The organism is Natrarchaeobius chitinivorans, from assembly GCF_003841505.1.
Lineage (GTDB): Archaea > Halobacteriota > Halobacteria > Halobacteriales > Natrialbaceae > Natrarchaeobius > Natrarchaeobius chitinivorans.
The window spans coordinates 481715-501894 of record NZ_REGA01000001.1; the positions used below are offsets into that span (position 1 = coordinate 481715).

The window sequence follows — 20180 nt, forward strand, 5'->3', positions numbered from 1 at the left end:
CAGTCGATGCTCGAAGACGCGATCAGCTATCCCGTCCGTGGTCCCCACGTCGAACGGGCGTTCGTCGGGAGCCTGCTCGTCGTCGCATCCGCGTTCGTCCTCCCGGCGTTCGTACTCGCGGGGTATTGCGTCCGCATCCTCGAGCGAACCATCGAGGGTGACGATCAGCCGCCGGCGTTCGAGGGCTGGACGAATCTCGCCACGACGGGGGCTCGAGCGGTCGTGATCGCGGTCATCTATCTACTCGGACCGCTCCTCGCGGGGGCAGTGCTGGCGCTGGTAGTCGGCGGCGTCGGCTCCGTCGCCCTCTCCGCGCTGGCCCCGTTCGTCGCCGGAAGCGAGACGCTCGTCTGGTCCACGAGCGCTCTCGCCGCGGTCCTCGTGGGAATCCTCGCACTCGCGTTCGCCTGCGTTACGTTCGTGGTCTACTACACCCTCCCGGCCGGACTGGCGATCTACGCGAGGACGGGCCGGGTTCGGGCCGCGTTCGACCGGACGGCGCTGCGACCGATCGTGACCAGCGGCGAGTACCTCCTCGCGATGGCCGTCTTGCAGGTGGTCCCGCTCGTCGTGCCGGTCGTGGCCGTCGTCTGTCTGCTCACCATCGTCGGCATCGTCGCGGTGCCGGCGATCCCGTTCGTCGCCGCCGTGGTCAGTGCGCGACTGATCGGTCTCGCCGCCGTCCGGGCGACGAACCCCGAATCGGCCGACTCCGACCGAACGACGGTCACCGACCGCGCCAGGTTCGGCCGTTCGTAGCAACCCCGAGGTCTGATACGGTCTGCTATGAGTCTTTACCGGTCGATCGCAGAACGGTGGGCGATCGACCGGCAATCAGTCATAGCAAACCGTATGAGGTGACGCTCCGAGGTCCGGGTGGTGACTCGAGGTCCGAAGGTGGGGACGTCGGATCCTCCCCCCTCGACCGGAGTACACTTGGTCGTCCCCCCGAAGATTCGAGACGGGAACCGCCGTGACAAGCGAGTTCGAATTCGAGTTGCGAACCTGCCGGTGGGCCGAACGGGAGTGGGAGCCGGCCGGCAGCGACGCCGAACGGACGGTCTTCGTCGCACGCCAACTCGGGACGAAACGTCGACGCTGGGATACGCTCGTCCTCGAGTGCGACCGCGACGGTCTTCGAGAGCGGGCGAACTTCGGCCCCGACCGTCTCGACGGGAACCTCCTGCACGTCGTTCGAAACGCGCCGGCCGAATGGGGCTACTACAGGGACGTCCTCCCTCATCCCGGCTATCCCTGGCGGTACGTCCGCGAGTCGATCCACCGGGCCGACGATCGGGGGATCCTCGAGACGCGACGTGACGGGAACCGAATCCAGATCCGACGAAAGTGGACCTACCCGGACTGGCTCGAGCGGATCGTCGCCATCGAGAACAAGCCGGACCTCGACGCGAGCGCCGCCCGCGCGCTGGGCGGACAACTCGAGTACGACGTCGCGATGGCGCTTGCGGACGAGGTGTGGGTCGCCACCCGAAAAACCGGCGACCGCGTCGAACCGGTGTTGCTCGAGGACCTCCCGATCGAAGCCGGCGTGATCGCGCTCGACCCCGAGTCGCTGTCCGGCGAGATCGAGTGGTACCCTCGAACGCTTCCGGCGAACGAGCCGGGAACGCGGATCCTCGAGCGACCGGCCGGGAACGACCGTGACGCCTCGGCCGCCCGATTCGAGTACGTCGATCCACAAACGAAAGCCGACGTGCGCCTCGAAATCGCCGAGCGAGCGTACGAACGCGGCTGGCGATCGTTCCTCGAGACGATGCGCCCCGACTGTCGACACTTCCAGTTGCAATCGCGGGAGGGAAACCAGCTGACCCCCCACTGCGACGCGAAGGGACGGTGTCAGACCGCCGCCGAGTGCTCGAGTTCCTGTCCGGACGTCGAGCCGGAGCCGCCCGTCTGGCGGACGAACGGGTGGCCGATCGAGGGCGGGCCCGGGAAGCGGTATCGACAGCTGCTCGAGGATCGCCGGCGCAGGCACCGTCCCGAACAGTGAACGGGACTGGTTGCGGGAGAACGAACCGACGGCACGGCGTTCGAGACTATCGCCGCGAAGTTTCGGGTCTTCTGTGAAGTTTCGGATATTCCGCGAAACTCCGGGCTATCGCCGGTTAATCGGAGACGCCGACCTCGAGTTCCTCCCTCGAGACGGCGAGTCGGAACGTGGGAACGGTTCGGTACTCGACGTCGACGACGTCCTTTCGGCGGAGACTCTGGAGATCGGATCGAACGTCCTCGGCGTCCGGATCGACGTCGAATCGCTCTCTGAGTTTGTGCAACACGGAGACGACGCTTTCGGACTTCTCGTCCGGTCCGGCGAGGACCTCGACGATCTGGGCCTGACGCTCGGGGACGCGGATCTTCGAGGGGGCACCGCCGTCGTCCGGTCCAGCTTCGATTCCCGGTTCGACGTCGACGAGATCCGCCGCCTCCTCGGTCGCACGGATCAGACTGTTGTCGTCGCGAAAGTAGTAGTCACTCAGTTCCCCCTCCAGATACTGGTGTACCTCGCTGCCGCTTTCCATCCCCCACCGGTCCTGTAGCTCGGCGTTTTTCGTCGGCTGTAGCTCCACCACGTCGGCCAGCCGGTCTCTTGTCTCCTCCGAGAGAGTCATCGTCGAAGCGTATGTGGATCCGGTACTTTTGCGTTGCGTCCCGGCGCGCCCGGCGGCGTCGGATCGTGCGTTCGTTCATACCGATCGTTGGAGATCGGTACCGGAGATCGCTCGGACGAGGTCGGCGATCACCGACAACACGCTACACCGATTCCTCTCATACGGTTTACTGTCCGTCGTTGCCGGCGCACCCGCGACCCGGGCGGCGGGTGCGCCGGTACACAGTGACAGTAATCCGTCTCAATCGTCGCCCGCGATCGGACTCGACGCCGTCTCGAGGGTTTCCTCGATCTGGGTGGTCACGAGGATCGCACCGAGAACCGCGAGGACGGTCCCGAAGACGAACGGGACGGCGAAGCCGTAGCCGACCAGCGCGCCCGAAGCGAGCGGACCGATCGCGATCCCGAAGCCAAAGGCCATCGTCAGTACCGACAGCTTCGAGCCCGATTCGCCCTCCCCCGCGAGGTCGCCCGCGAGCGCGAGCGACGGTGCGAACACCATCGCGCCCGCGATGCCCTGAGCGAGTCGGGCGAAGAACATCGCCTCCGAACTCGTCACGAACCCCTGTGCGAGCGTCGTCGGGATCAGCAGAATCATCCCGACGACGATGAACGGCCGCCTGCCGTAGCGATCACAGGCCCGTCCGATCGGTGTCTGTAAAGCGATCTGGGCGATGATAAACGCCGCGAACTGGAGGCCGAACCAGGTCGCCCCCTGCTCGAGTCGGGCGTTGACCTGCGGCTGGATCGTCGCGAGCAGCGCGATCGTCGCGGCCATGAAAAACGAGGCGACGCCGAGCGTGAAGATCGGATCGAACAGGTGCCGACCGGACGGGTCGCGGATATCAATCGAGAGGTCGGCACCCGCGTTGGCGTTCGTCCCCTCCGGGTCCGTAATCAGGACGGTCACGAGCAGGTAGCTGAGCGCGGCCGTGATCGCGGCGACGGAGAACGCGGCGTCGAAGCCGCTTATCGTCACGCCGGAGAGCCTGTAGGGGCCGAGATTGACCACGGCACCCGCCGCGATCGGACCGGCACCGAATCCCAGCAGCCGAAACGTGTTGTAGACCCCCATGTTCCCGCCCCGGTCCTGGGTCGTCGCGAGTTCGTTGACGAGCGCGATCGACGTCGGAACGATAAACGCCACGCTGACCCCCTGCAGGCCGCGTATCACCACGAGCGAGAGGTACGACTCCGCGAACAGGTACGCCAGGTTCGTGGCCGTGAGACCGCCGAGACCGATCAGAATGAATCGCTTGCGTTTCCCGAGACGATCCGACCATCGGCCGGTAAACGGCTGAAAGCTGCTATTGAGAAATCCGAACAGCGAGAGGATGATCCCGATGATCATCGCCTCCTCGAGGCCGAATGTCGCGCCGCCGACGACGTCGCTGGTGACGTAAAGCGGGATGACGATGATCAGAAACGAGTTGCCCACGCCGTCGGCCATCCGTGCGAACGCGAGCGCGAGCACTCGTCGGTCGACGACGAACTGGGCGATGACCCGACGAGCGAGGTCTCGCATCGGTCCTAACTGAATCGTCGGGACCGATTAGGATTTCGAATCGAAATATCAGCAGGGGAGTATGGACGGGTTGGTCCGCTCGAGTGACTCTCAGTCGAACCCACAACGAGTTACAAGCAGACTGACGACGTTCGGTCGCCCACGAATGGCCTCGGAGATCAAACTCAACGAAGTCGAGTCCGCGTTCGATCGACTCGAGTACCCGGTTGGCAACGAGGAAGCGGCGGCCGAATTCAGCGACACGACGCTGTTGCTCGCCGATGGAGAACGAAATCTCGGCTCGCTCGTCGAGAGGAGCGACGTCGACCGCTTCGAGTCGGCCGAAGACCTCGAGTCCGAACTCCACAACGTGTTGCCCAGAGAGGCAGTCGGCGAGCCGTTCCAATCCGAAGGCGAGGGGTAGTACCCTCCCAAGCGTCGACTGCTGAGCGAAATCGGACCACACCGAAGTAATTCGCTCATCAGTTCTGGCTTGGGACGCCACTAGCTGCAGTCGACGACGGCGACGGTAAACGGGCCGTTTAAGTCGTTCGGCGGACGTAGGCGGAATACCGATGGAATTTTGCGACGAGTGCGGTTCGATGATGAAAGCCGACGACGGCATCTGGGAGTGTGGAAGTTGTGGCTTTACGAAGCCGAAAGGCGATACGGATCAGTACACGCTCACCGAAGACCAGGAAGCCAGCGAGATTATCGAGTCCTCCGAGGAGACGTCGCTGCCCGAAACCGATGCTCACTGTCCGGAGTGTGGCAACGACCGGGCGTACTGGTACATGCAACAGATCCGCTCGGCCGACGAGTCCGAGACGCGGTTTTTCATTTGCACCGAGTGTGAGTACAAGTGGCGAGAAGACGATAACTGACGCGGACCGTACGTCAGTACCGATGGGACAGCGACCCGTTGCGATCGGGCCGGTACATTGGTACAGCAGTGCGTATGAGACGTGGGACAGATACAGCGCGACTGTCCCGCGGGATTCTGATCGATCTGTGACGATGGGGATCGGTTAGTAGCCGCTGCAAGTCGTCTCACACCTGTTCGCCAGACTGATCTCGAGAATGTATAAATCGGTTCAATTGTTATCATAGTCGCTGAAACGGTTCTTCCCACCCCTACTCGAGTGGCCAGCACTGGTGGTGCTGGCCGCCGATTCGCGAGCGGGAGTGTAGTGACGGAAATAGACATCATAGTAATTCAACCTGTAAGCACTGCCACGAAACCATTGGGACAGTACGTTCTCGGATAGTGATCGACATATTCAGCGATAGAAAGGCCAACTCTTACCCCCGACTACCCTGTAACGGCCGGATGAGCGTTATCCTCGAATATACGATCGAGAACGAAGAGTTCATGCTCGGGGAGGTACTGGCCGGGCCGCCTCAGATGCGCATCGAACTCGAGCGGATCGTCCCCACAGGTAACTCCGTCGTCCCATTCCTGTGGGTAACGGGAGACGATTTCGAAGCCTTCGAGCAACAGGTGACTGCACACGAGTTCGTCGATGACATTCTCGCGCTCGACAAAGTGGAGGATAGCACGCTCTATCGCGTGAAATGGCACGGAAAACACAACGACCTTATCCAGGGAATCACGGAGGCTGAGGGGACGATTTTAGAAGGGCGTGCCGACGACAGGTGGTATTTCCGACTCCGATTTCCCGACCACGATTCGCTCTCACGCTTTCACAACACCTGTACGGACCTCGGAATATCGATCCACATCGTTCGAACGTATACGGAAACAGACCGAACCGAGAGCGTCAAGCAATTCGCCCTCTCTCAGGAACAGCGTGAGGCACTCATCGTCGGGCTTCGGAGGGGGTACTTCGATACGCCGAGTCAGGTGAGCCTGGACGAACTCGCCGACGAACTCGAGATCTCACAACAGGCCACGTCAGACCGGATTCGCCGAGGAACGAAACAGGTTCTCAGCGAGGTGTTACTGGCGAGTGCGACAGACTTTGACTGAATCTCGAAAATAACTTAAAAGGGTTGTTGAGACTATGATTATCCTTTCTTGACGCAGGGGACTACACCTCTTCGATGTCAGTACCTCGCCGTCGGTCCCCCATCAGGATCGCGTCCAGTCGAAAGCGCAGTCCCGATACGAACAGCAACCGGCTCTCGTTATGAACAACGTCATGAGTGAACGTTTCATCGAGTACGACACGGTGCTCGACCTCTGTCGAAATCGTCAACGCCGAATCATCCTTGCGGTCCTTACCAACCAGCAACGGTCGGTACCACTGAACGACCTCGTGGAAGCAGTCAATAAACACGATCATCATCGCGAAGATACAGCAGGTTCTGAAGACGAAATATCAGAGATTGGCCTCTCGTTGTATCACAAACATATTCCGGCGCTAGAAGAAGCGTCGGTCATCGCCTACGATGAGCACCGGAAACTGGTGGAACCAACGGAGCGATTCGACGAATTGGAGCCTTATCTGTCGACTGTCCTCGAAGCCGATCCGGAACTCGAGTCACCAGTCGAGTTGTAGTCTCGTTCGGCTCACTGGGGTCCGAGCTTATTTTCACGTGTAGCAATTGAAGAGCAGTTGATTGCTCCCCATCGCAAGACTCATACTCCGATCCCCTCATAAAGAGGGCAATGCTACCTCGACGACGGCTGCTGTCCGCTGCTGGTGCGAGACGCGCCATCGGCCTTTTAGGCACCCTTTTCATCGTGTTTGCCGTCGGACGAGCGATTGTTGTGAGTGGGCAAGGCCAGCCGACCGTAACCACTCTCGTCACCTCTCTGATGATTTCTGTGCCGGGTTTTCTCCTCGTTTCTGGTGCGTATTGGCTCTCACGTGCCGATATCGATCCCGACTTCTATCCACGCATCGCTCGCTGGTGTCTCGCCGGGTTCGGCGTAATGGCCTGCCTCCTCGTGGTCTATCACCTCCAGCCCGGGGAAAGTGTGTCCACCAGAGCGCCACCGATCCTGACCGCACTTGCAAGCGTTGCGGGCCTTGCTGTGGGTATCAACGACGGACGTGCGAGGACGCGAACGTACGAAGTCGAAACTCGCAACCGGCAACTCGAGCGCTATCGAGAGTACACCGACGACGTCCTGAACGCGATCCGCGACGTATTCTACGTGCTCGAAACCGATGGCACGCTCCACCGCTGGAACGACAGTCTCTGTGAGGTTACAGGATACGAAGATTCGGAGATTACATCGATGCACGCACTGGAGTTCTTCGGCGAGAACGATCACGACCCGATCGCCGAAGCAATCGAGGAGGGGTTCGAAACGGGGAGTGTGCAGGTCGAAGCGGAGTTACTCACCAAAGACGGTGCCTCCATCCCGTACGAGTTCGCGGCGTCGACGCTCACCGACCCGGACGGCGAGACGGTGTTGGCGGGCATCGGCCGAGACGTCACCGAGCGGATGGACCGCGAACGCGAGCTCACAAAGCGGGCCCATCAACAACAGGTCGTGGCAGACCTCGGTCAGACCGCCCTCGAAACCGACGATCTCGACGAACTCATGCTCGAAACCGCCCGGCGCGTGACGGACACGCTCGACACCGACTACTGTAAAGTACTCGAGCTGGATGAAGGGAGCGGGGAACTCCTGCTCCGTCAGGGCGTTGGGTGGGAGGAAGGGCTAGTTGGTGAGGCGACAGAGCCGGCCGTCGCAGAAGCGTCCCAGGCCGCGTACACGCTGGCGAACGATCGGCCGATCGTCGTCGAAGATTTCGAGACGGAAACACGGTTTACCGGCCCCGAACTGCTGACGAGCCACGACGTCCGGAGTGGTATCAGCACCGTCATCGGACCGTTCGACCAGCCGTGGGGCATCCTGGGCACACACGATACTGACAGTCGTGAATTCACCGAGGAGGACATCACGTTCGTCCAGAGCATCTCTAACGTCCTCGCGGAGGCGATCGAGCGCCACCACTACCAGCTAGAACTCGAGGAGTCGAACGAACGCCTCGAACAGTTCGCCCACGCCGCCTCGCACGACTTACAGGAGCCCCTCCGAATGGTTTCGTCGTACGTTCAACTCATCGACACCCGATACGGTGACGAACTCGACGACGAGGGACGGGAGTTTCTCGAATTCGCCGCCGACGGTGCCGATCGAATGCGCGCGATGATCGATGGATTGCTCGAGTACTCGCGGGTCGAATCCCAGGGAGAGCCGTTCGAAGGGATCGATCTCGACGACGTGGCTTCGGACGTACGTAGGGATCTCGAGCCAAGAATAACAGATACCGACGCCGAGGTGCGTATCGAGGATTTGCCTCGCGTTGAAGGCGACGAGAGTCAACTTCGACAGGTATTCCAGAATCTCGTGAAAAACGCGATCGAATACAGCGGGGACGGGAGACCACGGGTTCACGTGTCGGCCGAAAAGAACGGCACGGAGTGGGCCGTCTCGGTTCGAGATGAAGGGGTCGGCATCGACCCCAGCGAACAAGAGCGTATTTTCGACGTCTTCCACCGTCTCGATCCGCACGACGATCAGCCAGGATCCGGGATCGGGTTGGCCCTCTGTGAACGAATCGTCGAGCGCCACGGCGGCGAGATCTGGGTCGAGTCCGAACCCGGTGAGGGAGCCACGTTCTCGTTTACGCTGCCCACAACGCAGGATCACGAGTAGCGAAACGAGGTGACTATGCCGACCGTCTCTCACGCGCGCGATTGGTTGTGGGGTTTCCCAGACTCGTCAGTACCGGTGGGCCCCGCCCCTTCTCCCGTTTGCCGTGACATCGGGACGTCCGTCTCAAATCATCGGCTCGCCGCCAACGTCCGGGTTCTCGCGGGCGTACCCGACCAGTCGGTCGACGTAGGATTCGAACGGTGGGACCTCGAGTCCGCTGCCCGAGAGTGCCTGTCGCGTCGCCGGGCAGGCGTACCGCGTCGGGTGATCCAGATAGTCGATCGTCGCCGGTTCGACCGATACCCGCGTCCCCTCGAGACGATCGAGGAGCGTTCGCGCGAGCGGTTTCGGGATCGTCAGCGTTACGCATCGGTGGCCAGTCGCGTCCACCAGCGCGTCGACGAACCGCGGGACCGACGGCGGTGACGGATCGCATAGCTGGTAGACCTCGCCGACGGACGACTCGCGGCCGCTGAGGTAGGCGATGGCGTCGACGACGAAATCTCGAGGCACGACGTTCAGTTCCGCGTCGCTCGAGCCGGGCACGGAGACGGTGGCAGAGAGCCACGACGGTTGAGCGAGGATCGACTGGAGGAGGTAGTAGGGCCCGTCGTACTTGTCGGTTTCACCGGTCCGGCTGTCGCCGACCACGATCGCGGGCCGATAGACCGTCGCGGGCATGCCCGCCGCCATCCGCTCTCGAACCGCCACTTCCGCGCGGAATTTCGTCTCCTCGTAGTGGTTGTTGAACGACTGGCCCTCCCGAAGGTGCGCTTCCGTGAACACGCCGTCGTAACGGCCGCTGACGTAACACGTGCTGACGTAGTGAAAGCGCTCGACGTCGCGGTCCGTGGCGAACTCGAGGACGTGTTCGGTGCCCCGGACGTTGACCGCCTCCGCCAGTTCTCGCTCGACGCCGAGATCGTAGACGGCGGCGAGGTGGTAGACCTCGCGGATGGACTCGAGTCCGCCGGCGTCGTCGAGTCCCAGATCAGGGTCGGTGATATCTCCCTCGTAAAGCCTGATCGCGTCCTCGCGGTCGGCGTCCGCCCGGGTACCGCTGGCGGCTTCCTCGGTGATCTCTCTGGCTCGCCGTCGGGCCGTCTCGAGATAGGGTGGCTGGACGAGGCAGGCGACCGGACCGTCGCCGCGAGCGAGGACGCGCTCGAGCAGCGCCGAGCCTAGAAACCCCGGGAATCCGGTGAAGAAGACGGCCGGTTCGGTCACGGCAGCCACCTCGAGAGGCGTCGCTGGAGAGTGGTGATCCTCGACACGGCGCGGGCGTACCAGCCGGGCGGGACGCCGGGCGGCGCGTCGATGGGGCCGATCCGGGAGGTCGCGATCGTCTTCGCGTCGACGTAACGCCGAAGCCCTTCCGGTCCGTGGCGACGTCCGAGTCCGGAGTCGCCGGTTCCACCCATGGGAGCGTCGACGGCCGCCCAGCCGACCGTGTACGGATCGTTGACGCAAACGGTGCCGCAGTCGATCTCGCGAGCGACGTCGCGACCGCGAGCCCGATCCGACGACCAGACGCTGGCGTTGAGTCCGTAGGGCGTGTCGTTTGCGCGTTCGATCGCCTCGTCGACGTCGGCGACGGGGAAGACGGAGACGACGGGGCCGAACGTCTCCTCGGAGGCGATCCGAGCGGCCGGATCGACGTCGGTCAAAATCGTCGGCTCGTAACAGAAGGGACCGACGTCGGGTCGAGCCCGTCCACCGGAGAGCACCGACGCGCCCGCTTCGACGGCCTCGTCCACGTCGTCGCTGACGCCCTCGAGGTGGTCGCCGTCGATCAGCGAACCGACGTCGGGTCCGTACTCGAACGAAAGGCCGAGACGGAGTTTCCGCGTCGCGCCGACGAAGGCGTCGAGAAACGGCTCGTAGCGGTTTTCGTGGATGTAGATCCGCTCGGGAGCGAGACAGAGCTGTCCTGCGTTCGTAAAGGCCCCTTTGACCGCACCGCGGGCGGCGGTCTCCACGTCGGCGTCCTCGAGGACGATCATCGGGTTCTTGCCGCCGAGTTCGAGCGAGCAGTCGATCAGGTTTCGACCCACCCGTTCGGCGACGGCCCGTCCGGTTTCGGTGCTGCCGGTGAACGCGACGTAGTCGACCGCATCGATCAGCGCCGGGCCGACAGTCGGTCCCTCACCGGTGACGACCCCGAAGAGGTCCTCCGGGACCCCGGCCTCGTCCAGCAGGTCGGCCAGCGCGAGAGCGATAAACGGTGTTCGCTCGTCGGGCTTGCAGACGACGGCGTTGCCGGCGAGCAGCGCCGGAATCGCGTCGGCCATCGCGAGCGTCAGCGGATAGTTCCACGGAGCGATCACGCCGACGACCCCGAGCGGATCGTAGCCGACGGTCGCGTCCGAAACGAGTGAGATCGCTCCCGACCTGCTCTCGTCGGCGAGCATCGACGGCCCGTCGGTAGCGTAGTACGAACACGAAAGCGGTACGTCGAGGACCTCCTCGAGAGCGTGATGGCGAGCCTTTCCCGTCTCGAGCTGGACGATATCGAGTAGCCAGTCTCGGTGGTCGGAGACGAGGTCGCCGAACCGCTCGAGTATCGCGGCCCGCTCGGAGACGGGCCGGGACGCCCACGACGACTGTGCCCGGCGAGCGCGGTCGACCGCGGCGGCAACGTCCGGAGCCGTACACGCCGGGACCGTCCCGATCGGCTCGTCCGTGACCGGTGTCCGAACCGAAATCGCGTCGCGGCCGCCGGTCGTCTCGACGCGGGTCGAGAGCGCCTCGAGCATGTCGGCCGAGAGCCCGACGTCGTCGAACGTCGATGCGGTCGCAGATCGTGACATATCCGTCCCATCGAACCGGAGGGTCCTGTAGGTTCCTGACGTTCCCATGCGCCGGACGGTCTCGACTACCGGAACCTCGGCCCATCTTTATTTGCGACGTCGATGCACAGGGACGTGTATCGTCCGGACGATCGAACACGCGCCACGAGAGGGCGTGACCGACCGGGTCCGGTATCGGTCGCCCAAACGGATCGGTCGGACTCGAGTACGACACGCCGGCCGTGGCGTCGACATCCCACCACACGATGAACTACAAGGAATTCGTCGGCCAGGTACAGCATCGACTCGAGTACGCTCAGTTCGGACACGCCGTCCGGGCGACCCGGGCGGTCCTGACGACGCTCGGTGAACGCCTCCAGGAAGGGGAGGCGACGGACCTCGCGAGCCCGCTGCCGATGGAGATCGACCGCTATCTCGTGGCGGCCGAACACGGCCAGCGCTTCGACTACGAGGAGTTTCTCGATCGGGTCGCCGAGCGAGAGGGCGTCGATCGCGCTGACGCCAACTACCACGCTCAGCAACTGCTGGCCGTCGTCGCCGAGGTGGTCCCACCGGGCAACGTCGAGAAAGTCGAGGGACAACTCCCCGAGGACTACGAGGGACTGTTCGAGTTGATCGATGACCGAGAGGCGGAACCGTGACTGGGGACGGGTGATCGCTCTCGTGGACGGCCGCTCACACTCCGCTACCAGACACTCGAGGATCGAGACGTCGACGAGAAGCGCGAGCGTTCGAGCGTAGTTCGTCGACTCGTTTCCGGTCGACGGGACGGTCGTCGAGGTCCGGTACGATCCGACCGGAAACGGTTCCGGTCGTATGCAAAACGCGTCTGCGGATCGACTCCCGCGGGTGCCGACCAGCCGTGTTTCCGTTTTGGTAGTGACCGAAAACCGCCACGTTCCCCGGATTACTACTCCGATGGCTATCTGGAGTCGAACGTGGATCGCCTCTATGAAACCGGCGGTCACGCTCAATCGATCGTTATCGACACCCGGCTTCCACGTTCGGACGTGACTTGCACCCGTCCGCCATCGATGAACGTCGACGGTGACATTTCGGATTCGTCGGTTCACTTTTTCGATAGTTCCCGATAATACACGATTCACACGTCTCATTGATTCTTTTACCGTACGGATTTATTCCATCCCTTCCATATCCTGCATAATATAGATGGTCGGGAGAAGACGAAGACGATAGTATGGTGCAAACCCAACCCATCCAGCAAGTACAGGTTCCCGAATGGCTGCAAGATCCGGTTGCCGAACTGGTCACGTTCCTGCCTCGACTGGTCGGAGCGCTCGTGATCCTTCTCATCGGCTGGATCGTCGGCCGTTTCACCGCGCGGGTAGTGCGTCGGATCGCCGACGGGGTCGAACTGGATCGAATGGTCCTCGAGACGCCGCTCGGGAGAATTCTCGGCGGAACCGAACGTGCCGTCTCTGGTGCGTTCGGGAAGCTCGGAAAGTGGTTCGTCTACGGCCTCGCCATCCTCGCGGCAGCGAACGCGCTCGCGATTCCGACCCTCTCGGAGTGGGTCTCGACGGCCGTCTCGTACCTGCCGGCGTTCATCGCGGGCCTGCTCGTCATCGTTCTCGGGTTCGTCGTCGCCGACTTCATCGGTGACGTCATCGAACGCACGCGGGCGGCAGCGGAAACGGCGTACGCGTCGTGGTTCGCGAACGGCGCTCGAATGTTCCTCTACTTTACCGCGATCGTCATCGGACTGGACACGATGGGAATCGACGTCGGAATCCTGTACGTGTTCGCTCGAGCGCTCGCGTGGGGACTGGCGGCCGCCGTCGCGATCGGTGCCGGGATCGCCTTCGGGTGGGGTGGAAAGGACTACGTCGCCGACAATATCGATCGGTGGATGGGCCGGACCAGTACGGTCACGCCGACCGAGAGCCAGGCGGGCAGCGAACCGAGCCGTGGCAGCGAGTCGCGTGGCTCCAGTCGAGAGCCAGGCGAACCCGGACCGAGCGCCGAAGACGACTGAGCGCCGTCCGATCAGTCATACGGTTTACTGTACGTCATTTCCGAAGACTGCGGGACTGCGCCCGGTCGCTTCGGTACACAGTGACTGCAATCCGGATCACTCGGTCGAAGAAGATGCGATCTCGCGTCGGTCGGACGGATCGGACGGGAAGAGGGGTTTGACCGGGACGACGACGTACGACCGCACGAGGCGTCCGTCGATCGATCGCCACTTCTCGAGGCACACGAGCCGGTGTGTCTCCCGGTACGCGTCTTCGATTCGATCGAGGATCGCCTCGAAGGCGGTTACGTCGAACTCGTCCGCCGGCACGCGGTCCGTAACGACCGCGATACCCTGCAATCGAGCGTAAACGTCGAGTCGGCCCTCGAAGGCGTGCTCGAGTTCTTCGACTCGCTCGTGGACGTCGGCGACCAGCGTTCCGTCCGTCGCCGATGGGAACGAAACGTACGCCCGGTACTGGTCGGGACGACCCGTAACGTGTCGCTTCCAGAGACGGCGCAACATCGTTATCGCTCCCGCGTCGGGTCGAAGTGACTCGACCGGTCGATCGTCGGTCCGATCGTCGAGCGCCGGTTCGGGAGCGAGGTCGTGACCTGCCGCATACGTTCTTACGCGTCCCTCGGTGGGATCGGTAATACGTCCTTTGTTGTCCGCCGAGGGAGGTCAACGATCTGTTTCGTCACTGTAGCCGACCGTTCGTCGTTCGCGAGAGCTTTGTACGACCACTGACTACCGACGATCGATATGCGTCAGATCGCTCCCGCATCGTCGACGCTCTTTCCCGCAGTTTCCACCGGGTTCGTCGCACTCGGTGTCGCGGTTAACGACGGTTTTGCTCCGTCCGTAAGGACGATTCCGGCGCTCCTGTTGATCGCCGTCGGTCTCGTGGGCGTGACCAGTTCCGTGAGCGATCGACCGGTCGATTCGCTACGGGTGCTCGCAGGACGGTGGTGGGCGCTCGCGTTCGTCGCGTTCCTCCCGTACGCCCTCGCGACCGCACCCGCGAGCGATCGAGCCGTCGAAGCCGCCGACGCCATCTCCGGACCCGTCGCCACCACCGCGCTCGAGGCAGTCGCCGGGGCGGCGGTGCTCGCTGCAGTCTCGGTGACGGTACTCTACTGGTTCGCGGAGTACGGGATTCACCCGGGCCGGCCCGCTCCCGAAGACCGCATCCTCGAGGATCGGCGAAAGAAGTAACTGGAGCGTTCGATTCGGCGTGATCGGCGACTCACGACGAAAAGCCGTCACACGTTCCGAGCGATCGTCAGATATCCCGTGTGCCCGACGGGAGCCGTCGACGGCCTCGAGCCCCGGTCGTCGAACTGCATCTCGCGCTGGATCGTCTCGCGGGTCCGAACGTTCGACAGGCCGACCTCGCGGGCCGCCTCGACGACCGCCCGGGTCGATTCGATAAACGGGCTGTAGACTGCGACGAAACCGCCGTCGACCAGCAGGTCCGGCGCGTGCGTAATCACTTCGTCCGCGTCGCCGGTATCGAGCGTGAGCACGTCGAACGACGACGGCTCGAGCGACTCGAGTTCCTCTCGGAGGTCGCCGGTCCGGACGTCGACCGCGTCCTCGACGCCGCCAAGCGCCATGTTCTCGCGGGCGACGTCGGCGAACTCGGGGTCGCGCTCGTAGGTCACCACCGACGCGCCGGCGCGGGCCATCGACGCCGCGAGCACGCCCGTCCCGGTTCCCGCGTCGAGGACCCGGTCGCCGCGAGCGATCCCCGTCTCGCCGATTACCAGTCCGACGTCGCGGGGGACCATCGGCGCGCCCGTCCGCTCGAAGTGGTGAAACAGGTCCGGTCCCCGGAGCCTGCGAACCGTAAACGCTTCCTCGAGATGCGTCTCGACGGTCTCGCCCGGTTCGACGTCCGCGGGCACCTCGAGGACGCCGAGGTCGGTCCCCATCTCCTCGCCCGGCTGAACGAGGAACTCGCGGTCCTCGCGAACGAGCAAAACCGGAACGCGATCGCTCTCATCGTCGCTCGAGGCGTCGCTATCGTCCCCGGTTTCGCTCGAGGCGCTCCCGCCAGTCGACTCGTCGTCGCCGTCACCGTTTCCGACCGTCTCGGCGTCGGTCTCGTCGGTCACGCGAGTTACTCGAGGTCGCCGATCGCGGCGGCGAGATCGCCGTCGTTTGCCTCGAGCGCCTCGCGGGCCTCGTCTTCGCTCACGTCGGCGCGGGTCGCGACGAGTTCGACGTCGTCGTCGGGGATCGCTCCGTCGGCGTCGGCTTCGGTCTCGGCGTCGCCGCCGGCACTTCCCGATTCGACCTGCTCGGGCGAGCCGATGATCTGGTAGGTCTCCTGACCGCGGGCGTCCATCTTGGTCACTTCGGGATTGCCGAAGACGAGGTCGTACTCCTCGGTCCGGATGACGACCTCCTGGGCGTCGATTTCGTCGACGTCGATACCCATCTGTTGCATCATCTGTTCCATCTTGCGCGGGTTGAGTCCGCCGCCGCCTCCTCCAAACATACTCGTCACGTCGACTCCCGCGACCTTTTACCCTGCGGTCTCCGGTAGCGACGAGTACGGAACGGCGGGGACGCCGACGCTCCGGTAGTGGCGGTCCCAGACGGAAACGGCGAAGATGTTGACCCACCGGTAGTGACGGGGACGGAAGGACACGACGACTACGTGCCGGTAGGACGGTTCCGGACGGACACGACGCCGACAGTCGGTCCACCGCTCGAGACGACTCGGCCGCGAGGCCCCGAGACCGCTCGAGTCGGAATTTCGAACGGAAATGAGCGGTGGATCCTACCCACGCTTTTATAATATGAATCAGTATAACGGATTGAAACGATGAAACTCAGCGAGCAGTGCAAAGATCACCTCGAGAAAGCACTGGAGAGCGACGATCCAAGCGAGAAGGATTTTCACGTCCGACAGGTGATCCAGGCGTGTGGCGTCGATCACTTGCCGGAAGAGACCGACCTCAACTGAGCGAATTTTGGCGATCGGAGAGGTACTTCACCGATCGGAAGGGGCACCTTCGCGCACGTTGACCGCCATTCCCGTCTCGAAGGATTCGATCGCTGCGCCGTCGAGTTCGGCGCGGCCGACCGCGAGCAACTCCCCTCGTTCGTGGACGACGAGCACCTCGTCGCCCGGGCGGATCGCGTCGTCGGCTGCGAGGACGAACTTCGAGAAGACGTTCTTTTCCTCGCGGACGAACGGTTCGCTCTCGTCGTCGACGACGACGCGGTAGGACCCGTCGTCGAACCCGCCGAACAGTCGACGGCCGCCCTCGAGACCAAGCGTGAACTGGCCGTCGGTGCCGAACGAGACGATGCGCCCGCCCGTACAGTGGACCTGCTGGGGACGGCCGGACGTCGTCCGTTTGATCGTCAGCGACTCCTCGAGTGGGAACAGCGCCCGGCCCGCACGGGCACCGAACTGGTAATCGGCGATCGTCCGCAGCGTCGAAATATCCGCGTCACCGTCGACAGCGTCAGTCATCGGTCGGTGTTCGATCCGACTGGTCGAAAGACCTTCGACCGCCGTTCGATACGGATTGGTGTCGCATTGGAGCGGTGATCGCCGACTTCATCCGAGCGATCAGCGATAAAAATCCACGACAGTCCGGCTGACTCGCCCGGATCGAAGCCTCGGCCGTTCAACGCCCCTCGAGTCCGACTCCGTCGGCCAACAACTCGTGTGAACGCAGCGCGTGGTCGTGATCGGCGACGACGTGCTGGATCATCACCTCGTCGACGCCGACGCGGTCGGCGAGTTGCTCGAGCAGTCCCGCGAGCGTCTCCGGGCTCCCCGAAATCGCCCGCGGCCACTCGTCGGCGTCGAGAGTGGCGGGCGTCGGGTCTGGAACCCCGCCGAGTTCGTCGACGGCCTCCTCGACGGTCGGCGTGGTCCCGACGACGCCGCGTTGCATCCGCTGGAACGACGCCTCGGCCACCGCGCGCCGCCGCGCCGCCTCCTCGTCCGTCTCGGCACAGACCGCGTTCACCGCGATCATCCCCTCGGGGTCGTCCACGCCGCCGGGCAGTCGCGACGGCTGGAACCGCTCGCGGTACGCCGAGAACGCGTGCGTGGCGAACTGCGGCCGGATGAACGCCGCGAAGCAGTACCGAAGTCCGAGTTTGCCCGCGATTTCCGCACTCGAGGGACTCGAGCCGAGTACCCACGGCTCGGGTGGCTGTGCGCCCGATCGGGGAATCTCGAGGTCGGCGTAGGCGTGGCCCTCGGGGTAGTCGTCGTAGAGGTGGTTCACGACGGCTTCGATCTTCTCAGCGTGGTCTTCGTCCGGATTCTGGACGCGGCGATCGGTTCCGAGAGCGCGGTCTGCGGCCGGCGATCCGTTAGCACGGCCGAGTCCCGCGTCGATCCGACCGGGCGCCAGCGCGGACAGCGCGCCGAACGCTTCGGCGACCTTGAACGGACTGTAGTGGTTGAGCAACACCGCCCCCGAGCCGAGGCGGATCGTGTCGGTCTCGGCGGCGAGGTGCCCGAGCAACACTTCTGGCGTCGTTCCCGCGATGGTATCGGCCATTCCGTGGTGTTCGGCTACCCAGACTCGAGCGTAGCCGAGTCGTTCGGCCTGGGCGGCGAGTTCGACGGTGTTCTCGTAGGCGTCGGTCGCAGTTCCGCCCTCGGGAACCGGCGAAAGGTCGACGATGGAAAGCTCCACGGCCGATCTCGGGGATCGTCGGAGAAAACGGTTTGGCTCCCGGAACGGTGACGGGTGAGAGAGGCTCTCGACCGAACCGATCGATTCGTACGTCGACGCCGAACGTTCACAATGATGATCGTTATATAGAGTGGCGAAGTATAACCCACTCGAGATGGACCTCACGCAGATCGGCCTCGGGATCGGGCTTCTCCTCGTCAGCAGTCTGACGTTCGTCGGATCGTCGGTGCTCGAGTCGCGGACCGTCGCTCTGCTGACTGGAGCCGCGTTGACGATCGGTTCGATCGCGGTGTTTGCAAGCGTCGCACGGGACACCCAGCGGAGTTAGTTGCGCAAGCCGGTCAAGAGCGTGTCACAAAATAGGCCACGTGCCCTTTTGAACTCGGTAGTGAACGGTCAGTACAGGACAAGTAGGCAGCGGGACGGCGTTTGATCTCACTGATAGCTATAGTGGCCACTGGACGTCACTGCACACCCGATCGCCAGGCGGATCGGCGATCGGTGTGTAACTCGTTTCAGTTGTTACTATACCAGGTGCGGTATGCTGTAGACAGAAGGTGAGTTCAACGACGCTACTTGTTTTACGCCGTAATTGATAAGTCCATCATTCCGTAACTTTGCGATGACCCCGAAAGAAGGATTGGTCGATGCCAAAGGTTAGTCGAAGTCGCCTCCAAGGGGGCGACCGGGGCGATCAATACGCGAGATGGGGAGTTCAGCCCGGTTCGCGTGTGCTCGGACTGCCACTTCACTCTCTGCCCTGTAGTGACAGTGTGTGCCAGTCACGTTTCCGTCTTCGTCCGTCAGGACCTCCGACTCGACTGCACGCACTTTCATCCCCTCATCGTCGAGTTCTCGACGGCACGCAGTCGATCGCTTATCAACTGCTTGGAGTTCGTCTTGGGTAATCGGTTCCTCTAACTCTCGGAGGATAAGGAAGTCCTCCATCTCGGATTCAGCCATTGTAGGTCCCCTCTGTTCCGATCTTTGGTGGTGTAGCCCGACCGACGGGCAATTCACCCCCATGAACTATGCGAACCAGTAGCATAAACCCCATCTCCTGAACAATTGTCTGAGTATGATTAGATGGGTGACCTGTCGTAGCATATCCGGTCGATGACCCATACGCTCTCTACGTTTGCCACGATGCTACGTACTTCACCTGAACCGGATAGAACACTCGTTGGCCAATACACGTGCATACTGTTCACCGCATCTCCCTTCTTTTGGATGAAATTCGCGACGTCTACCACCTATTTGTACACGGTTGTATCAACAATGTAGATCAGCATCTATCATCCATGGATAAATTGCCAGAAAATGGCTTATCGACAATATCGAATTCTTCACGTATCATCGATTCACCTTTACTGTGATTAACATCCCCTCCATCAATATGTTCGACAGGATTGTGCTTCGCACTGGGTTCCCAATGAGCCCTAACTTCTGTCTGGTCACCGCATGGAAACAATCGAACGTGGAGTTGCTTGTCACCATCGTCGGATAATCGGATGAGGTTCCCTTGTTCATAGACGATATCACCATCACGCTCATAGGCATGAAGATATGAAAAATAAAATTCCTTGAACTGTTTATCCTCAAAATGATTTATAGCATCCTCTACAGGCATATCGAGAACTCCCACATAACCTTCTTCTGAAGGAGAACAAACAGCTAAGAACTGAGGTACGTAGCCGTTCCATCCGTTCTAGTTTAACAGATCGGGGTATCCAGAGACGCCAAGCTAGAATCGTCAGTAACTAGGAATGTGAGAATCCGGTGGGAAGTGTGTACAAACCACCGGACTCAGTAGTTGTGAACCGAATTCAAAGAGCGTTTCCATCTGATGAGTTGCGCGAGCGTGCTCGCGCAACGAATCTCATCCAGCGAGAGCGGAAACTCGACGTCGTCGCGTTGTTTTACACGCTTTCACTCGGCTTCGCT

The 20180-nt window shown here is 62.5% G+C and carries 24 protein-coding genes and 1 pseudogene; 13 read left to right on the plus strand and 12 right to left on the minus strand.

Annotated elements, in window-relative coordinates; translation table 11 throughout:
• Nucleotides 1–6: 6 nt before the first annotated feature.
• Both EA473_RS02295 and EA473_RS02300 read left to right on the plus strand, forming a co-directional pair.
• Nucleotides 7–759, plus strand: a complete 753-nt coding sequence (locus EA473_RS02295; RefSeq protein WP_124194035.1) for a DUF4013 domain-containing protein — start codon at nucleotides 7–9, stop codon at nucleotides 757–759.
• A 214-nt stretch (nucleotides 760–973) separates the two neighbouring features.
• Entirely contained in the window at nucleotides 974–2011 is a 1038-nt protein-coding gene (locus EA473_RS02300) for a DUF5787 family protein (protein ID WP_124194036.1), read from the plus strand.
• Between the two features lie 115 nt (nucleotides 2012–2126).
• Here the strand turns inward: EA473_RS02300 and EA473_RS02305 are convergent, their stop codons facing one another.
• Nucleotides 2127–2630 (minus strand): DUF5797 family protein, encoded by a 504-nt coding sequence (locus EA473_RS02305; RefSeq protein ID WP_124194037.1) that lies wholly within the window; start codon nucleotides 2628–2630, stop codon nucleotides 2127–2129.
• Nucleotides 2631–2870: 240 nt separating this feature from the next.
• A complete protein-coding gene (locus EA473_RS02310; RefSeq protein ID WP_124194038.1) occupies nucleotides 2871–4154 on the minus strand; it encodes an MFS transporter in 1284 nt (427 codons plus the stop codon).
• Nucleotides 4155–4299: 145 nt separating this feature from the next.
• On the opposite strand from EA473_RS02310, the gene EA473_RS02315 reads away from it, so the two are divergent.
• The 5 genes from EA473_RS02315 to EA473_RS02335 all read left to right on the plus strand — a co-directional run bounded on the left by EA473_RS02315 (nucleotide 4300) and on the right by EA473_RS02335 (nucleotide 8772).
• A complete protein-coding gene (locus tag EA473_RS02315; protein WP_124194039.1) occupies nucleotides 4300–4557 on the plus strand; it encodes a DUF5789 family protein in 258 nt (85 codons plus the stop codon).
• A gap of 151 nt (nucleotides 4558–4708) precedes the next feature.
• Nucleotides 4709–5017, plus strand: a complete 309-nt coding sequence (locus tag EA473_RS02320) for a transcription factor S (RefSeq protein ID WP_124194040.1) — start codon at nucleotides 4709–4711, stop codon at nucleotides 5015–5017.
• 446 nt (nucleotides 5018–5463) lie between these two features.
• Nucleotides 5464–6123, plus strand: coding sequence for a helix-turn-helix domain-containing protein (locus EA473_RS02325; RefSeq protein ID WP_124194041.1), 660 nt, complete (start codon nucleotides 5464–5466; stop codon nucleotides 6121–6123).
• 160 nt (nucleotides 6124–6283) lie between these two features.
• Complete coding sequence (locus EA473_RS02330; RefSeq protein WP_243645171.1) at nucleotides 6284–6655, plus strand: DUF7344 domain-containing protein; 372 nt, start codon at nucleotides 6284–6286, stop codon at nucleotides 6653–6655.
• Nucleotides 6656–6915: 260 nt separating this feature from the next.
• Nucleotides 6916–8772, plus strand: coding sequence for an ATP-binding protein (locus tag EA473_RS02335; RefSeq protein WP_243645172.1), 1857 nt, complete (start codon nucleotides 6916–6918; stop codon nucleotides 8770–8772).
• Between the two features lie 123 nt (nucleotides 8773–8895).
• On the opposite strand, the gene EA473_RS02340 is transcribed toward EA473_RS02335, so the two are convergent.
• Nucleotides 8896–10008, minus strand: coding sequence for an SDR family oxidoreductase (locus tag EA473_RS02340; protein WP_124194043.1), 1113 nt, complete (start codon nucleotides 10006–10008; stop codon nucleotides 8896–8898).
• Entirely contained in the window at nucleotides 9996–11582 is a 1587-nt protein-coding gene (locus EA473_RS02345) for a succinic semialdehyde dehydrogenase (protein WP_124194044.1), read from the minus strand. Before EA473_RS02345 ends, EA473_RS02340 begins: the two co-directional genes overlap by 13 nt.
• Nucleotides 11583–11827: 245 nt before the next feature.
• Here EA473_RS02345 and EA473_RS02350 point away from each other — a divergent pair, with 245 nt between their 5' ends.
• Entirely contained in the window at nucleotides 11828–12223 is a 396-nt protein-coding gene (locus tag EA473_RS02350; protein WP_124194045.1) for a DUF2267 domain-containing protein, read from the plus strand.
• A gap of 557 nt (nucleotides 12224–12780) precedes the next feature.
• Complete coding sequence (locus EA473_RS02355) at nucleotides 12781–13578, plus strand: mechanosensitive ion channel family protein (RefSeq protein ID WP_124194046.1); 798 nt, start codon at nucleotides 12781–12783, stop codon at nucleotides 13576–13578.
• A 96-nt stretch (nucleotides 13579–13674) separates the two neighbouring features.
• On the opposite strand, the gene EA473_RS02360 is transcribed toward EA473_RS02355, so the two are convergent.
• Nucleotides 13675–14088, minus strand: a complete 414-nt coding sequence (locus EA473_RS02360) for a hypothetical protein (RefSeq protein ID WP_124194047.1) — start codon at nucleotides 14086–14088, stop codon at nucleotides 13675–13677.
• Nucleotides 14089–14322: 234 nt separating this feature from the next.
• On the opposite strand from EA473_RS02360, the gene EA473_RS02365 reads away from it, so the two are divergent.
• On the plus strand, nucleotides 14323–14775 hold the full coding sequence (locus EA473_RS02365; RefSeq protein ID WP_124194048.1) for a DUF1467 domain-containing protein: 453 nt from the start codon (nucleotides 14323–14325) through the stop codon (nucleotides 14773–14775).
• A 47-nt stretch (nucleotides 14776–14822) separates the two neighbouring features.
• On the opposite strand, the gene EA473_RS02370 is transcribed toward EA473_RS02365, so the two are convergent.
• The 3 genes from EA473_RS02370 to EA473_RS22975 are packed head-to-tail and all read right to left on the minus strand — an operon-like array spanning nucleotide 14823 to nucleotide 16216.
• Nucleotides 14823–15677, minus strand: coding sequence for a methyltransferase domain-containing protein (locus EA473_RS02370; protein ID WP_124194049.1), 855 nt, complete (start codon nucleotides 15675–15677; stop codon nucleotides 14823–14825).
• Nucleotides 15678–15682: 5 nt separating this feature from the next.
• Nucleotides 15683–16063 (minus strand): nascent polypeptide-associated complex protein, encoded by a 381-nt coding sequence (locus EA473_RS02375; RefSeq protein WP_124194050.1) that lies wholly within the window; start codon nucleotides 16061–16063, stop codon nucleotides 15683–15685.
• A 27-nt stretch (nucleotides 16064–16090) separates the two neighbouring features.
• On the minus strand, nucleotides 16091–16216 hold the full coding sequence (locus tag EA473_RS22975; RefSeq protein ID WP_279387607.1) for a hypothetical protein: 126 nt from the start codon (nucleotides 16214–16216) through the stop codon (nucleotides 16091–16093).
• Between the two features lie 177 nt (nucleotides 16217–16393).
• On the opposite strand from EA473_RS22975, the gene EA473_RS22080 reads away from it, so the two are divergent.
• The gene (locus EA473_RS22080; protein WP_165875179.1) at nucleotides 16394–16534 is read left to right on the plus strand and encodes a hypothetical protein; all 141 of its coding nucleotides are present in this window, start codon (nucleotides 16394–16396) and stop codon (nucleotides 16532–16534) included.
• A 27-nt stretch (nucleotides 16535–16561) separates the two neighbouring features.
• Here EA473_RS22080 and EA473_RS02380 read toward each other — a convergent pair whose 3' ends face one another.
• Nucleotides 16562–17050 (minus strand): PUA domain-containing protein, encoded by a 489-nt coding sequence (locus EA473_RS02380; RefSeq protein WP_124194051.1) that lies wholly within the window; start codon nucleotides 17048–17050, stop codon nucleotides 16562–16564.
• Between the two features lie 157 nt (nucleotides 17051–17207).
• Nucleotides 17208–18236, minus strand: coding sequence for an LLM class flavin-dependent oxidoreductase (locus EA473_RS02385; RefSeq protein ID WP_124194052.1), 1029 nt, complete (start codon nucleotides 18234–18236; stop codon nucleotides 17208–17210).
• 154 nt (nucleotides 18237–18390) lie between these two features.
• Here EA473_RS02385 and EA473_RS22085 point away from each other — a divergent pair, with 154 nt between their 5' ends.
• The gene (locus tag EA473_RS22085) at nucleotides 18391–18564 is read left to right on the plus strand and encodes a hypothetical protein (RefSeq protein ID WP_165875180.1); all 174 of its coding nucleotides are present in this window, start codon (nucleotides 18391–18393) and stop codon (nucleotides 18562–18564) included.
• A gap of 329 nt (nucleotides 18565–18893) precedes the next feature.
• Here EA473_RS22085 and EA473_RS02390 read toward each other — a convergent pair whose 3' ends face one another.
• The gene (locus EA473_RS02390; protein ID WP_124194053.1) at nucleotides 18894–19199 is read right to left on the minus strand and encodes a nickel-binding protein; all 306 of its coding nucleotides are present in this window, start codon (nucleotides 19197–19199) and stop codon (nucleotides 18894–18896) included.
• Between the two features lie 322 nt (nucleotides 19200–19521).
• On the minus strand, nucleotides 19522–19866 hold the full coding sequence (locus EA473_RS02395; RefSeq protein WP_124194054.1) for a hypothetical protein: 345 nt from the start codon (nucleotides 19864–19866) through the stop codon (nucleotides 19522–19524).
• 149 nt (nucleotides 19867–20015) lie between these two features.
• On the opposite strand from EA473_RS02395, the pseudogene EA473_RS02400 reads away from it, so the two are divergent.
• Nucleotides 20016–20180: pseudogene (locus EA473_RS02400) on the plus strand (IS4 family transposase); the annotation flags it as partial.